Origin of the sequence: Streptomyces sp. NPDC006687 (genome assembly GCF_040636215.1) — a bacterium.
Taxonomy (GTDB): domain Bacteria; phylum Actinomycetota; class Actinomycetes; order Streptomycetales; family Streptomycetaceae; genus Streptomyces.
In genome coordinates, this window is the sequence record NZ_JBEYJJ010000003.1 from 358,748 (window position 1) to 372,220 (window position 13,473).

A 13,473-nucleotide genomic window follows, 5' to 3' on the forward strand; every position below is an offset into this window, starting at 1 on the left:
TGGTCACCGCCGCTCCAGCAGCCCCCGGACGTAGGCCGCCTGGCCCGCGTGCTGGAGGTCGTCGGCCAGCACGCTGACGAGGCGGACGCCGAGGGTGACCGGCGGGTCCCAGCGTTCGTCGACGATCCGTTCCAGGTCAGCCGCGGCCAGGCCGCGGAGGTAGCGCAGGGAGGCTTCGTGGACGGCGTCGTAGTAGCCCAGCAGGAGGTCCGCCGAGTCGACGCGGACCGATCCTGCCTGCCGCGCCGTGTGCCCGTAGCCGTGGTCCCCGACGGGCAGCGGCAGGGCGAAGCGGTCGGCCCAGCCGGCGGACCGCCAGACCTGCTCCTGCCCGGCGACCCCGGCCACGTGGTCGTCCTGGATCCGGGTCAGGTGCCAGACCAGCCAGGCGATCGAGTTGGCCTCCGCGTCCGGCCGGGCGTTGAGCTGCTCGGCGGAGAGCCCGCCGGCCGCCTCGTGGACCGCCTCCCGGATCCGCCCGAAGCCGTCCGCGAGTACCTCCGTGGCCTTCATCTGGTGTCCCCAAGCCCTAGTTCGTAGCCGCTGCCGGGAACCACCATGCAAGGCCCCGCCCGGCCGGGCGGGGCGACACTCCGTCAGCGGCGGCGGGCGCGGCGCAGGAGGATTCCGCCGGCCGCGCCCAGCAGGGCGATGGCGGCCACACCGGCGGCGGTCCACCAGCCGGTGCCGGAGCCCGCCGGGGCGGGGTCCTCCGGTGCGGGGGAGGCGGAGGGGGCGGGAGGGGCGGAGGAGGCGGAAGGAGCGGGAGGGGCGGAGGAGGGGGGAGAGGCCGGCGGGGCCGACGAGGGCGCGCCCGACGGGGCCGGGGCCGGGTCCGTCACCGGGACGCCGATCTCCTTGCTGGCCCGTCCGAGCGAGGGGAAGCCCGCCTCGACGGTCACCGTCCAGGTCCCGGCCGGCAGCGTCTCGGCGGTGGTCCAGCCCGCCGCGCGGCCGGGGTCGCGCACCAGCTTCCACGGGCCCTGCGTACGGGCGCCGTCTGCGCTGACGGCGTTCACGGTGGCGGCCACGGCCTCCTCGACGGCGTCCCCGTCGTTCTCCCAGGTGACATCGGCGGTGACGTGCCCGGCCCGCTCGCCGGTGATCACCACGTTCAGGGTGTCGCCGTGGGCGTGGGCGGGCCCGGCCAGGGCGGTGCCCAGGACGGTGAGGGCCAGTGCGGCCAGGGGCGGCAGGACGGTGCGTCGGACGCGGGAGGGCGTCGCGGTGCTCGGAGTGCTCACGGGGCTCCAGATGAGGCGGAGTGCGGAACGGGGGATACGAAGGGGCGGGCGGCCCTAGGGGAGGTGGGCCGCCCGCCGGTCATCGGGGGGTCAGGCGGCCTTGCGGGCCGTCCAGACCTGCGCCGGACGGCCGTCCGCGCGCTGGAGTTCGAGCAGCCAGTCCCCGTAGTAGGGGCGGTTGCTCACCGCGAGGGCGAAGCCCCCGCTCGGGTCGGACACGGTCACCGCGCCGTCGCGCGAGGAGACCTTCCACCGCTGGGCGGCCGAGCCGCCCGCGCAGGGCTGCTGGGCGATCCACATGCCCGCTGCCGGGGCGCCGCCGGGCTGCAGGCACTTGCCCGAGACCGCCGAGCGGATCCGCACCAGGCCGCTGCCGGCGTCGTCGAAGTACCACTGCTGCTGCGCGTAGCCGTTGGACCGGCCGCCGACGAGGACCGTCCCGTCGGCGGTGCGGCCGCCCCACAGTTCGGCGGCCATGCCGCTGCTGCCGTTGCCGAGCGTGTAGCGGGTGCCCGGGGTGGTCGTGGCGCCGCCGCCGGAGTCGGCCGTACGGAAGGACGCGGCCTTGCCGGGGCCGCTGTCACGGCCGGAGGTGTCGCGGACCGAGACGGCGGCCGTGTAGGCGGTGCCCGGGCGCAGGTTGTAGACGCGCACGGACGTGGACTGGACCCAGGTCAGGTGCTTGTCGTTCAGCAGGACCTGGTACCAGGCGGCGCCCTGCACTGCGGGCCAGCTCAGCACCACCGAGTCGGGCTGGATCTGACCGGCCGTCACCGCCGGGCCGCCCGAGGGCTTCGTGGTGGGTGTCGGCGTGGGCTTCGGGGAGGGTCCCGGGTTGGGGTCGGTGCCGCCGCCCTCCGTACGCATCAGGAACTGGTTGTCGGCGATGTTCCAGTGGGTGGCCAGGTAGCTGCCGGGCTGCGGACTGGTGTGGAAGTAGTCGTCGTGGTTGCAGTCGAGGATGTTCTCCTTCGCCTGGTTGTTGCAGACGTAGCGCATCTGCGGGTAGTACGGCGTGTCCGAGTAGCACATGACGTCGTACTCGTCCGTGCAGTGCGCTCCCCGGCTGGTGTTGGGCGCGCTGTTGTTGACCGCGCCCAGGTTGTGGCCCAGTTCGTGGGCGGCGGTGTGCCCGCCCCAGCAGCCCGAGTCGGTACGGCCGTAGGAGGGGCCGAAGTTGCTCAGGTTGTCCTGGCCGTGGCGCTCGTCGCCGTTGAAGGTGCCGATGCCGCAGTACACCTGGGTGTCCGCGAAGATCATGTACTTGCGGTCGCGGCGGTTCAGGCCCTTGCCGGCCAGCGCGTTGTTGGTGGCGCTGAACTCCGCGAGCGCGGAGTCCGGGAGCTCGATGTTCAGCACCGACGGGGTGCAGTCGGCGGCCGTCACGTAGCGGATGTGGCGGATGCCGCCGGTCTCCTTGGCGCTGGCCGCGTAGATCAGGTCGGCGTCGACCGCCCACTTGCGGAACGAGGCCGCGTACTCCGCGTACCGGTCGCGGCCGGGGCCGTGGACGTACACCACCTGGATACGGTTGCCGGTGCTGCCGTCGCCGTCGCACTGGACGGTCTGCCCGGCCGGGCCGGCGGCGACCGCCTGGCCGCCGGAGGGCGGCGCCGGGGCCTTGGCGCTCGGGGCGAGGCTGCGGGCGTCGGCGGCGGGCGCGTCCTGAGGACGCCCGCCGCCTTCCGTGGCGGCCGGGTCGGCGGAGGCGGGGGAGGCGGGATCGGCCGCGGCCGCCTTGGCCTTGACCACGGGCGGGACGTCGGCCTTGACGTCGACGCCCTTGGGCGGGGCGTCGGGGCCGTGGGTGCAGAGGCCGGCCTCGGTGCGGTAGACGCCGGCGCAGCGGTCGCCCCGGGGGGCGGCGTCGAGGCCGTCGAAGACCATGCCCTTGTCGTCGTCGTTCGCGGGCTTCTTCGCGAGCGGGGCCGGCTCCTGGTCGCGGGCCGGTGCGGCGGCCGGTTCCGCGGCGGCGGCCGGCGCACCGGCCAGTGCGGGTGTCGTCGCCCCGGCGTCGGGGGCGAGGCTGGAGTAGGCCAGACCGCCCGCGAGCAGCGCCGCCGACGCGGCCGCGGCGGTCAGGAGTATCAGCTTCCGCGGTGTGCGGCGTTGGTCGGCCCGGCGGCGCCGGCCCTGGGGTCTCGCTGTCATGCGCACCTCAAGTCCTGTTTCAGGGGAGTGGGTGCGCAGAAGCGTGCCAGACGAGCGCCGTGGAAAATTCGGACAAACGGGAGCGGGGCCCGGGAAATCTATCCGTTACCTTCGGGCCTGATTTGATGAACCGTCAATTCGCTTGAAATGCAGGGCAGTTACGCGCGTCGCGCGATAAAGGTCCAGGCCAACAAAGGGAGTTCGTTATCAAATCGAGATAAGAGGCAGAACGCTGTTGACGGGAATTCAGTCAGGTATTCATTCAAAAACTACCTGCCGAATTCCCCCCGTCACTGGCCGTGGGTGCCCAGGCCGCCCGGCAGGTGCGGCGCCGGCTTGGGCACCCGTACGGACTACCGGGCGTCCCGCTCCCAGAGGTAGAACCGCTGGGCCATCGCGTCCTTCGGCCCGCGCCACGTCTGCGGGTCGTGCGGGCTGACATACGCCTGGAGCTTGTCGCTCAGGTCGCGGAACTCCGGGTGCGAGACCACCTTGGCGATGGCCGGACCGGGATCGCTGTCGCACTCGACCAGGTGCATGTACACCTCCCCGAACTGGAAGAGGCTGCGGCGCCGGACCCCGACCAGGTGCGGCAGCTCGCCGGCGTCCGAGGCGGCGAACAGGCCGGCGATGTCGGGCGCGGAACCGGGTGCCATCCGGGCCACGATGAGGGCTTGGTGCATCGAGGACCGCCTTTCAGCGGGGGGAGGGGCGGGACCGTCGGCGCGGACCCGCCGGGGACGCGGAGGGGCCTTCAGCGCAGGGCCGCCGGTGACGGGGCCTTCGCCCGGTGCGCGCGTTCGATCTTGTCCCGGATCAGCTCCATCTGGATCCGGGAGTTGTGGTTGATGCGGTCGGTCATCCCCGCGTCGTCGATCGGCGCGTCCGGCTTCATGGCGAAGTCCTGGACCCACCGCATCCGGGTGCCGCCCGGCACCTCGCCGTACTCCCAGTGGATGTTCATGTGCGCGAACGGCCCGGTCTCCACCCGGCGCGCCTTGACCGTGAGCCCCGCGCGGTCCAGCGTCCGCTCTGAGACCCAGCTCCACACCACGCCGTTCTCGTCCGGGTGCATGGCCAGGCGGAACCGGGTGGTGTTCCCGGCCTGTTCCAGGATCTCGACCGAGGCGTACTCGCTGAACAGGTCGGGCCAGTTCGGCAGGTCGTTGGTGACGTCCCAGACGAGGTCCACGGGCGCCTTGACGGTGATCTCGTTGTCGGTGTGGCCGGGCATATCAGGCTCCTGTCATCAGGCTGTTGTTGACGAGGTCGACGAACTCGCGCGGGCTCTTGCAACGGTCGGCGTCCGCGGGCAGCGACCGGCCGCGCCGGTTCTCCAGCTCGCCCACGATGCCGAGCAGCCCCAGCGAGTCGAGGCCGTAGTCGTCGAACCGCGCGTCCGGACTGCTCGTCAGCTCGGCGGGGTCGACGGTGATGCCCGCGCCCTTCATCAGGGTCGCCAGCTCTTCCATGGTCAGTCGGTCGGACATCGTGCCTTCTCTCTCTCCTGCTCCGCCGTGCCCGCCGGTCGCCCGCGCGGCCCCGGCGGACGGGGTACGGATCCCTACGCGCCGGACTGGGGTCCCTTGCGCAGGACGAGTGCCGCGTTCGACCCCATCCGGCCGCGGCTCAGGACGAGCGCGGTCCGCAGGGGGGTGACGCGGGCGCTGCCGGTGACCACGTCCAGGTCATGGCAGACGTCGAAGACGTTCGGTGTGGGCGGCACCACCCCGTGCTCCAGCGCCAGGACGGCGGCGGCCGCGTCGAGGGTTCCGGCCGCGCAGTACGCCCGCCCGGTACCGGTCTTGGGCGCCGTCACCGGCACCTTCGACCCGTACGCGCCGAGCGCCGCCCGCAGCGCCGCGGCCTCGGCCGCGTCCGCCTCGGGCGTGCCCAGGGCGTCCGCGAAGACCACGTCCACCTCCTCGGGGGCGCAGCCCGCCTCGCGCAGGGCGCCGCGCACGGCGTGCGCCAGGCCCTCGGAGTCCTGCGGCCGGCCCGGCGGGGTGAAGGTGGCGCAGTGCCCGGCCACCAGGGCCCGCACCGGCGCGCCCCGCCGCGCGGCCTCGGCCGCGTCCTCGACGGTGAACATCGCGCCGCCCTCGGCCGGGACGAACCCGCACGCCTTCGCCGTGAAGGGCCGGTAGGCGCGCTCCGGGTCGTCCGCGGTGCTCAGCCCCTCGTAGCCGACCTGGCAGACCACCGAGTAGGGGGCCAGCGGTGCCTCCGTGGCGCCGACGAGCATCGCCCGGCTGCCGTGGCGGATCGCCCGGGCGGCGTACGCGAAGGCGTCCAGCCCGCCCGCCTCGTCGCTCGCCACCACCCCGCAGGGGCCCTTGAACCCGCGCCGGATGGAGATCTGGCCGGTGCTGGCCGCGTAGAACCAGGCGATCGACTGGTACGGGCCGACGTAGCGGGGGCCCTGCCCCCACAGCCGCTGGAGCTCGCGCTGCCCGAACTCGCCGCCGCCCGAGCCGGCCGCCGTCACCACGCCGACCGCGTACGGGTCGTCCTCGTAGTCGGCGCGGCCCAGCCGGGCGTGCTCCAGCGCGAGGTCGGCCGCGGCCAGCGCGTAGTGGCTGAACCGGTCCGTCTGGACGAGGAACCGCTCCTCCACCAGCGAGCCCGGGTCGAACCCGCGCACCTCGCCCGCCACCCGCACCGGCAGGTGCTCGCAGCCCTGCCGGGTGACCCGGTCCAGGACGCTGTCACCCGCCTGGGTCGCCTTCCAGAAGGCGTCCGCGCCGATCCCGTTCGGCGCGACCACCCCGATACCGGTGATGGCCGCCGCGGGGCCGGCAGTACGGCTCTTCACGCGCGTACCTCCTTGGGCTGGGTCAGGACCACGGCCGACTGGAAGCCGCCGAAACCGCTCCCCACCGACAGCACGTTGCGCAGGATGTGCTCGCGCGCGGTGCGCGGTACGTAGTCCAGATCGCATTCCGGGTCGGGGGTCTCGTAGTTCGCGGTCGGCGGCACCACGTGGTGGGTCATCGCCAGGACGCAGGCCGCGAGTTCGATCGCCCCGATGGCACCGAGCGAGTGCCCCACCATGGACTTGATGGAGGTCATCGGCGTCTTGTAGGCATGGTCCCCGAGCACCCGCTTCACGGCCGCCGTCTCGTGGCGGTCGTTCTGCTTGGTGCCGGAGCCGTGCGCGTTGACGTAGTCGATCTCCCGGGCGTCCACCCGGGCCTGGGCCAGGGCCGTCTCGATCGCCCGGGCCATCTCCAGGCCCTCGGTGGTCAGCCCGGTCATGTGGTGGGCGTTGCCGAAGGTGGCGTACCCGCCGATCTCGCAGTAGATCCGCGCGCCCCGGGCCCGGGCCCGCTCCAGTTCCTCCAGGACCAGTACGGCTCCGCCTTCGCCGAGGACGAAACCGTCCCGGTCGGCGTCGAAGGGCCGGGAGGCGTGTGCCGGGTCCTCGTTGTTCGCCGAGGTCGCCTTGATGGCGTCGAAGCAGGCCACGGTGATGGGGGAGACGGGGGAGTCGGAGGCGCCCGCGATGCACACGTCCATCCGGCCCTCCTGGATGGAGTGCACCGCGTACCCGACCGCGTCCAGCCCGGACGTGCAGCCGGTGGACACCGTCTGTACGGGACCGCGCGCCCCCGCCTGCTCGGCCACCGCCGAGGCGAGGGTGGCGGGAGTGAAGGCACGGTGCAGGAAGGGAGAGGCGAGGCGGTGGTCCACGTCCCACCACGCGCCGCGCTGGCTGACGTCCACGTAGTCGTGCTCCAGCCGGGTGGTGCCGCCGACGGCCGTGCCCAGGGAGACGCCGGTGCGCCAGGCGCTCTCCCCGTCGAGCTTCAGACCGGCGTCGGCCACCGCCTCACGGGCCGCGACCAGGGCGAACTGGATGTACCGGTCCGCGCGGGCCGCCTCGTCCTCGGTGAAACCGTGCTCGGAGGGGTCGAAGTCGACCTCGGCGGCTATCCGGGAGCGGAAGCCGTCCGGGTCGAAGAGGGTGATGCCCCTGGTCGCCGTACGGCCGTTGGACAGCAGGTCCCAGAAGGCGGGGGCGCCGATGCCGCCGGGGGCGACCACCCCCACCCCCGTGACGGCCACCCGCCGGCCGGTCACGAGACGGCCCCCGTACGCTCCGGAGGACGCTCCGCCCAGGCGGTGGCGTCCGGGTTCGGGGCCTCCTCGGTGTCCACGTGCCCGAGCTTCGGATCGGGGGCGAGGGGACCGAGGTGGAAGACCATCCGGGCCTCGGTGCCGCCGACGTTGCGGAAGCGGTGGCGCACGTTCAGCGGGACCAGGAGCCCCTGGTCGGTGCGCAGCGGGTGGGTCTCCCCGTCGAGGTCGACCTCCAGCGTGCCGGCGACGACGTACACGAACTCCTCGGAGTACGGGTGGTAGTGCTCGGCGATCGACTCGCCCGGGGCCATCACCGCCAGCCCCATGAAACCGCTGGTCGAGCCCACCGAGGTCGGGGTGAGGACGGCCCGCAGATCGCCTCCGCGCCTGCGGTTGGGCTGGGTCTCGCTGAGGTCGACGATGCGCGGGTGATGTCTGGTCATGCGGACTTCCTCCTGGCGGACGGGAGCCCGGTGACGGGCTGCCGGTAGGTATGGGGGGGTGGTACGGGCCCGGGCGGGCACCGCGGGCGGGCGCGGGTCAGGCTTCGGCGGGAGCCCGGCGGTCGGTGATCAGCTCCATGGGGTACGGGGCCTCGGGGGCGCCGGCCAGCAGCCGGTCCAGCACCGCCGCCTTGCGCGGGCTCCCGACGCCGAACCCGCCCGCGAAGCGGCCGTCGGCCGGCCCGGTGACGTCGAGCAGCCGGACCACGACGTCGTCGCGCTGGAAGATGCTGCTGCTCAGCACGGGACTGGTCGGGATCTTCGCGGCCGCCTCGTCCTGCCGGGCGAGGAACCGGGCGACCAGCGGGCCGCAGCCCGGCTTGGCCGGGTAGAACAGCGCGTGCCGCGTCACCCGGTCCGGCTGCGGGCCGTGCGCCTCGACGTGGTGGACGGCCGGGAGGCCCGCGCGCATGAAGAACATCCGGGCGGACTCCGGGTCGGCCAGGTCGCGGTCCTGCTCCAGGTACGGGTTGATGGCCTGCTCCACCGCCCGCACCTCGGGCTGCTCCGACACGTGCCGCAGCGCGGCGGTCAGGTCGCCCTGCACCTCCACCGCCCGCACCACCCGGTTGCCGTGCATGAACAGGGAGGTGCGCAGCAGGCGGGTGTGGTCGTCGACCCGGGCGGCCGGGGAGGAGTACGAGGAGAGGATCTCCGCGACCTTCCCCTCGCTGCCCGGCTTGACCGTGAAGGTCAGCGCGTGCCGGACGATCCCCTCGCCGAGCCGGGGAGCGTCCTGGAGCCGCGCGCCGACGGCGGCCCCGCGCGGGGCGTCGTAGCGGCGGCCGGTCTCGCGCAGCACCGTGAACTTCAGCGGGCGCATCGAGCGGGCACAGGCGCCCAGCGGCTTGACCTGCTCGGCGTGCGCCTCGCTGTTGACCCAGGCGAGGTACTGCGGCGCGCTCTCCCACTCGCTGGTGATCAGCCACTGCGAGGGGTTCTCGAAGGACTGGCAGAGCTGGTCGCCCAGGTGCCCGGGCACCGAGGCGATGTCGTGCCGCAGCCGCTCGTAGGCATCGAAGAACCGCTGCTGGGCACCCTCGTGGAGGTCCATCAGCAGGACGACCCGGAGCATGGAGCCGTCGAACGCGGACTGCGACACCCGTTCGGACAGGGTGGTTGTCATCTGCTCACTCCTTCGTGAGGGCACGGACGCCGGCGCGTACGCGCTCCTCTGCGTCATCCGGAGGCGGTTTCCCGGCAACTGCCCGGTGACGACGGGCCCCGTGGCCCGTGGTCGGCGGACGCGGACGGTCCGGACGGGAGGGGCCGCCGCTGTCGCTCATCGTCATCCGGCCGGGTAAGGATCGCGACATCTCCGGATCAAGCGGGTGACAAGACGCGACGCGCCCGGACAAGAAGGCTGATCGGGGGCATAAGCCGTCCACTGCCACTCCACTGCCCCCACACGAAACAGGAGCCCGCAGCCGATGGAAGAGCAAGCCGATGTCCGCGTACCGGTCCTCGTCGTGGGCGGTTCCCTCGTGGGCCTCTCGACCTCGCTGTTCCTGAGCCGCCACGGCATCAGGCACATGGTGGTCGAGAAGCACGCCGGAACCTCCGTCCACCCGCGCGGCCGGGGCATCAACGCCCGCACGATGGAGCTGTTCCGGACGGCGGGGGTCGAACCCGCTATCCGCAGGGAGGCGTCCGCCCTGGAGGCCAACCAGGGCATCCTGCAGACGCAGGCCCTCATCGGAGGTGAGCACAAGTGGCTCATCAAGGCCGTCGACCCGACCGGGGCGCTGGCCCGCTTCAGCCCCACCGGCTGGTGCCTGTGCAGCCAGAACAACATCGAGCCCGTCCTGGCCGCCCAGAGCCGCGCCCAGGGCGCCGACGTGCGCTTCTCCACCGAGCTCATGAACTTCGACCAGGACGGCGACGGGGTCACCGCCCTGGTCAAGGACCGGGACACCGGTGAGCACCTCACCGTCCGCGCCGACTACCTGATCGCCGCCGACGGCCCGCGCAGCCCCGTCCGCGAAGCCCTGGGCATCCGGCAGGCGGGCAACGGCGAGCTGTTCCACAACGTCAGCATCGTCTTCCGCTCCGAACGCCTCGCCGGCCTCCTGGGCGACCTGCGCTTCATCGTCTGCTACCTGATGCGCCCCGGCGCCGACGGGGCCCTGCTGCCGGTGGACAACGAGACCCAGTGGGTCTTCCACGCACCCTGGCACCCGGAGACGGGCGAGACGCTGGAGGACTTCACCGAGGAGCGCTGCATCGCCCAGATCCGGGGCGCCATCGGCGTGCCCGACCTGGACGTGGAGATCGGCGGGAAGGCCCCCTGGCACGCGGCCGAGCGCGTCGCCCAGCAGTACTCCGTCGGCCGGGTGTTCGTCGTCGGCGACGCGGCGCACGAGATGTCCCCGACCGGCGCCTTCGGCTCCAACACCGGCATCCAGGACGCCCACAACCTGGCCTGGAAGATCGCCGCGGTACTGAACGGCTCCGCCGGGCCCGCCCTGCTGCACACCTACGAGGACGAGCGGCTCCCCGTCGCCCTCGCCACCAGCGAGCGGGCATCCGCCCGTTCGGCCGAGCACAGCCACCCCGGCTACGTGCCGCCCCCCACCATGGGCGGCGGCCCCGGCAGCGGGGTCCTCACCACCGCCATGGGCTACTGCTACCCCAAGGGAGCCGTCGTCGGCGGCGACCCCGGCCGGCCGGTCATCCCCGAGACCATGCGCCTCAAGGGGGACGTCGGCACCCGCGCCCCCCACATGTGGCTGACGCGGGCCGGGCAGCGGATCTCCCTGCTCGACCTGTACGAGACCTCCTTCACGCTGCTCAGCAGCCCGGGCACGCCCTGGAAGGAGGCCGCCGGCCAGGTCGCGCGGGAGCTGGGTGCCCGCCTGGACGCCTACACCGTCGGCTCCGCCCCGGAAGCCGACCTGGTCCAGCCCGAGGGGGCCGACTGGGAGGAGCTCCACGAACTGCCGCCCGGCGGAGCGGTCCTCGTCCGCCCGGACGGGTTCGTCGCCTGGCGGGCGGAGGGTCCCGCGGCCGATCCGCGCGGGGCGCTCCAGGACGCGCTGAAGCGGGTGCTGCGGCGCGCCTAGGGCTCGGGGGTCTTCCGGTTCAGCGGCAGGCCCAGCACCCCGCCCAGCATCCGTGGCCCCCGGGCCGCGGATGCGGGCGGCGGTGCCTTCTGGCGTGCGCGCCGGCACGTGCCGGGTGGGCCGGGGGCCCGCCGGCGTGGCCCGCCAGGCAGGCGACCACGACGGTGATCGCCGCCAGTTCCTCGGGCCCGGCGGCGCCCCGGTGGACCCGCAACAGGCTGGATACGGCCTCTTCGCTTCGCATGGTCGTCACGGCTCACGGCCTTCCGGCAGGAGGTCTCCCCCCGGGGCCCGTCGTCGCCCGACGGCGGGCCCGCCGGACCTCGGGGTCCGGCGCTGACGACGCTACGGGGCCGTCCGTGGGCGTGTCGCGCCGGAAGGCCGTTGTCCACAGCCGTCCGGGCGACACACCCCGGAAACCGTCGGCGCCGGACTACCGGCGGCCCAGCTTCACCCACTTGGCGGTGCTGGGCACCCCGCGCCCGTCCAGCAGGAAGAGCATGTAGTACCCGGGCGGGGCGTCCGCCGCGCCCGGCGGGGTGCGCAGGGTGAGGGCGTCCGCCCGTACCGCCGTGACGGCCAGTTCCAGGTGCCGCTGGCTGGTGTTCACCGCGTGGGTGACCGTCGTCGGCGCCAGCAGGACGGCCCGCCGGACGGCGGAGGCGGTGCGGCTGCGGACCTCGAAGGGGGCGTCGTAGGCGAGCTCGCTGCCGGGGACGCGGTCCAGGGCCGGGCGGGTGTCGCCCTGGTGGAGGTAGGCGGGTTCGTAGATCTCGATGCTGCCGTCCATCCGGTCCCCGATGTCGGGGTCGTTGGCGATCTGCTGGAGCTCGTCGCCGGTCACCATCACCCGCCCGTCCGGCATCACCAGGGCGTTGGAGTGGTAGCCGCGCGGCAGCCGCTGGGCCGGGCCGAGCCGCCAGTGGCCGTCCGCGTCGCGCAGTTCGGTCTGCCGGTACTTGAGGTCGGCCCGCGGGTTGAAGGGGCCGTGGCCGTAGTCGCGGGTGTCCAGGGAGCCGTTGACGGTGAGCAGGGTGGCGTCGGGGAGGATCAGGGTGTCGTCCTGGGTGCGGCCGAAGGCACGGGGCTCCTCGGTGCTCCACCGGCCCTGGGCGAGCCGGTAGGTGTTCGGGTCGTGCGGGTCGCCGCCGAGGACCAGGACGGAGTCCGGGCCGCGCAGCCCGGCCGGGAGCGGGACGGCCGACCCGTAGCCGCGGAAGTCCGCCGGGCGCCGGGGCAGCCCGGTGCGGGTCTCGGCGACGGGGTCGAACCGCCACTGCTGGTCGGCGTCGCGGCCCAGCCCGTAGATCTGGCCGTCGCGCAGCGAGAACAGGTGCGGGTAGTCGTTGCGGAAGGGGGCGTCGGCCCGGAACCGCTCGACGGGCAGACCCGCCGGGATGTCGTACGGCCGCCAGGGCACGGGCAGGCCCTTCGCCGGGAAGCGTTCCACCACCGGCGTGGGGGTGCCCGTACCGCGCTCGGACTGTCCGGAGACGATGGTCTGGCGGCCGTCGGCGCCGGTGACCACCGAGGGGTACCAGCGGCCCACGGACATGTCCCGGTTGCGGAACCAGGTCTCGGTCCACGGGTCGAACACGAACGAGAGCTTCGCCCCGCTGCCGCCCTTGCCGCCGGCGTTGCCGCCGAAGACCGCCAGCATCCCGTTGGGCAGGAAGGCGTGCCCGGCGCAGAAGAACGGCGCGGGGCGCGGGACGAAGGTGCCGTCCGGCATCAGCACGGTGGGCGGCCGGACCTCCTTGAAGGCCCGCGCCCCCGTGCCCTTGGCCGGGTCCCAGAGGAAGGCGCGGCCGGCGTTGGTCCGGCCGATGCGGTCGGTGGGGCCGGTCTCCTTGGTGGGGTCGGTCTCCACCCGCTCGAAGGAGAAGAGCAGCACCTTGCCGGTGGGCAGCTGGGCGACGTGGACGCCGAAGTCGGGGGAGGGGAAGTACTCCGCGAAGCGGCCGTCGCGGGCCGCGGCGTGGGCCTTGTTGGCGGCCGCCTGGGACTTCGCCAGCGCGTCCAGGCTCGCGGTGCGGGTGGCCTGCGTGTAGCGGGCGGCGTCGGCGGCGGCGCCGCGCCGCTCGGCGTGGGCGCGGGCGTGGTCGGCGCCGATGACGGCGGCCTCCGCCTCGGCGTGCCCGTGGCCGGCGCCGGAGCCGGTGCCTGATCCGGTGTCATGGGCCCGGGCGGGCGGCGCGGAGAGGAAGGCGCTCGCGGCCAGGGCGGCGGCCAGCGCCGCCGACAGGGCGGCGGACCGGGATGCGGTGCGGGACATGGGTCGCCATGCTAGAAGATCACGTACAAATCGCCTCACAAGGCGCGAACCCTCAGCCACGTGTGGGCGCGTACGGACTCGCGCGGGCGAGACCCCGCGCACATACGGAAAACGCCCCGGGCGAATTGACGTCCGGGGCGTGCATCTGCGTATAT

At 73.7% G+C, this 13,473-nt stretch carries 13 protein-coding genes; 1 reads left to right on the forward strand and 12 read right to left on the reverse strand.

Going from position 1 to position 13,473, the window contains the following annotated elements:
- Nucleotides 1-3: 3 nt before the first annotated feature.
- The 10 genes from ABZ716_RS06075 to ABZ716_RS06120 all read right to left on the reverse strand — a co-directional run bounded on the left by ABZ716_RS06075 (nucleotide 4) and on the right by ABZ716_RS06120 (nucleotide 9,107).
- Nucleotides 4-513 (reverse strand): DinB family protein, encoded by a 510-nt coding sequence (locus ABZ716_RS06075; RefSeq protein ID WP_358956923.1) that lies wholly within the window; start codon nucleotides 511-513, stop codon nucleotides 4-6.
- An 83-nt stretch (nucleotides 514-596) separates the two neighbouring features.
- Entirely contained in the window at nucleotides 597-1,244 is a 648-nt protein-coding gene (locus ABZ716_RS06080; protein WP_358956925.1) for a hypothetical protein, read from the reverse strand.
- A gap of 90 nt (nucleotides 1,245-1,334) precedes the next feature.
- Nucleotides 1,335-3,395 carry an RICIN domain-containing protein gene (locus tag ABZ716_RS06085; protein WP_358956927.1) on the reverse strand — a complete coding sequence of 687 codons (2,061 nt, stop codon included), beginning with the start codon at nucleotides 3,393-3,395 and terminating at the stop codon, nucleotides 1,335-1,337.
- A gap of 353 nt (nucleotides 3,396-3,748) precedes the next feature.
- A complete protein-coding gene (locus tag ABZ716_RS06090) occupies nucleotides 3,749-4,078 on the reverse strand; it encodes a TcmI family type II polyketide cyclase (RefSeq protein WP_351886138.1) in 330 nt (109 codons plus the stop codon).
- A 71-nt stretch (nucleotides 4,079-4,149) separates the two neighbouring features.
- Complete coding sequence (locus tag ABZ716_RS06095; protein WP_351886141.1) at nucleotides 4,150-4,629, reverse strand: SRPBCC family protein; 480 nt, start codon at nucleotides 4,627-4,629, stop codon at nucleotides 4,150-4,152.
- A gap of 1 nt (nucleotide 4,630) precedes the next feature.
- Nucleotides 4,631-4,885 carry an acyl carrier protein gene (locus tag ABZ716_RS06100; RefSeq protein ID WP_358812625.1) on the reverse strand — a complete coding sequence of 85 codons (255 nt, stop codon included), beginning with the start codon at nucleotides 4,883-4,885 and terminating at the stop codon, nucleotides 4,631-4,633.
- 74 nt (nucleotides 4,886-4,959) lie between these two features.
- Nucleotides 4,960-6,210: a beta-ketoacyl synthase N-terminal-like domain-containing protein gene (locus tag ABZ716_RS06105; protein WP_358812624.1), complete on the reverse strand. Its 1,251-nt coding sequence runs from the start codon at nucleotides 6,208-6,210 to the stop codon at nucleotides 4,960-4,962.
- On the reverse strand, nucleotides 6,207-7,478 hold the full coding sequence (locus ABZ716_RS06110) for a beta-ketoacyl-[acyl-carrier-protein] synthase family protein (protein ID WP_358956930.1): 1,272 nt from the start codon (nucleotides 7,476-7,478) through the stop codon (nucleotides 6,207-6,209). Before ABZ716_RS06110 ends, ABZ716_RS06105 begins: the two co-directional genes overlap by 4 nt.
- A complete protein-coding gene (locus tag ABZ716_RS06115) occupies nucleotides 7,475-7,921 on the reverse strand; it encodes a cupin domain-containing protein (protein ID WP_351886152.1) in 447 nt (148 codons plus the stop codon). Before ABZ716_RS06115 ends, ABZ716_RS06110 begins: the two co-directional genes overlap by 4 nt.
- Before the next feature lie 97 nt (nucleotides 7,922-8,018).
- The gene (locus tag ABZ716_RS06120; RefSeq protein ID WP_358812622.1) at nucleotides 8,019-9,107 is read right to left on the reverse strand and encodes a SchA/CurD-like domain-containing protein; all 1,089 of its coding nucleotides are present in this window, start codon (nucleotides 9,105-9,107) and stop codon (nucleotides 8,019-8,021) included.
- A 304-nt stretch (nucleotides 9,108-9,411) separates the two neighbouring features.
- Between ABZ716_RS06120 and ABZ716_RS06125 the strand changes: the two genes are divergently transcribed.
- On the forward strand, nucleotides 9,412-11,043 hold the full coding sequence (locus ABZ716_RS06125) for an FAD-dependent monooxygenase (RefSeq protein WP_358956932.1): 1,632 nt from the start codon (nucleotides 9,412-9,414) through the stop codon (nucleotides 11,041-11,043).
- A 19-nt stretch (nucleotides 11,044-11,062) separates the two neighbouring features.
- Here ABZ716_RS06125 and ABZ716_RS06130 read toward each other — a convergent pair whose 3' ends face one another.
- Together ABZ716_RS06130 and ABZ716_RS06135 are read right to left on the reverse strand one after the other, a co-directional pair.
- A complete protein-coding gene (locus ABZ716_RS06130; RefSeq protein WP_358812682.1) occupies nucleotides 11,063-11,287 on the reverse strand; it encodes an acyl-CoA carboxylase subunit epsilon in 225 nt (74 codons plus the stop codon).
- 189 nt (nucleotides 11,288-11,476) lie between these two features.
- Nucleotides 11,477-13,318, reverse strand: a complete 1,842-nt coding sequence (locus tag ABZ716_RS06135; RefSeq protein ID WP_358956935.1) for a galactose oxidase early set domain-containing protein — start codon at nucleotides 13,316-13,318, stop codon at nucleotides 11,477-11,479.
- Nucleotides 13,319-13,473: the final 155 nt, after the last annotated feature.

Excerpts from the sequence above, each read along its gene's own strand:
- ABZ716_RS06075 (WP_358956923.1), bottom strand. The coding sequence starts at position 513 with ATGAAGGCCACGGAGGTACTCGCGGACGGCTTCGGGCGGATCCGGGAG.
- ABZ716_RS06085 (WP_358956927.1), bottom strand. The coding sequence starts at position 3,395 with ATGACAGCGAGACCCCAGGGCCGGCGCCGCCGGGCCGACCAACGCCGC.
- ABZ716_RS06090 (WP_351886138.1), bottom strand. The coding sequence starts at position 4,078 with ATGCACCAAGCCCTCATCGTGGCCCGGATGGCACCCGGTTCCGCGCCC.
- ABZ716_RS06095 (WP_351886141.1), bottom strand. The coding sequence starts at position 4,629 with ATGCCCGGCCACACCGACAACGAGATCACCGTCAAGGCGCCCGTGGAC.
- ABZ716_RS06100 (WP_358812625.1), bottom strand. The coding sequence starts at position 4,885 with ATGTCCGACCGACTGACCATGGAAGAGCTGGCGACCCTGATGAAGGGC.
- ABZ716_RS06115 (WP_351886152.1), bottom strand. The coding sequence starts at position 7,921 with ATGACCAGACATCACCCGCGCATCGTCGACCTCAGCGAGACCCAGCCC.
- ABZ716_RS06120 (WP_358812622.1), bottom strand. The coding sequence starts at position 9,107 with ATGACAACCACCCTGTCCGAACGGGTGTCGCAGTCCGCGTTCGACGGC.
- ABZ716_RS06125 (WP_358956932.1), top strand. The coding sequence starts at position 9,412 with ATGGAAGAGCAAGCCGATGTCCGCGTACCGGTCCTCGTCGTGGGCGGT.
- ABZ716_RS06130 (WP_358812682.1), bottom strand. The coding sequence starts at position 11,287 with ATGCGAAGCGAAGAGGCCGTATCCAGCCTGTTGCGGGTCCACCGGGGC.
- ABZ716_RS06135 (WP_358956935.1), bottom strand. The coding sequence starts at position 13,318 with ATGTCCCGCACCGCATCCCGGTCCGCCGCCCTGTCGGCGGCGCTGGCC.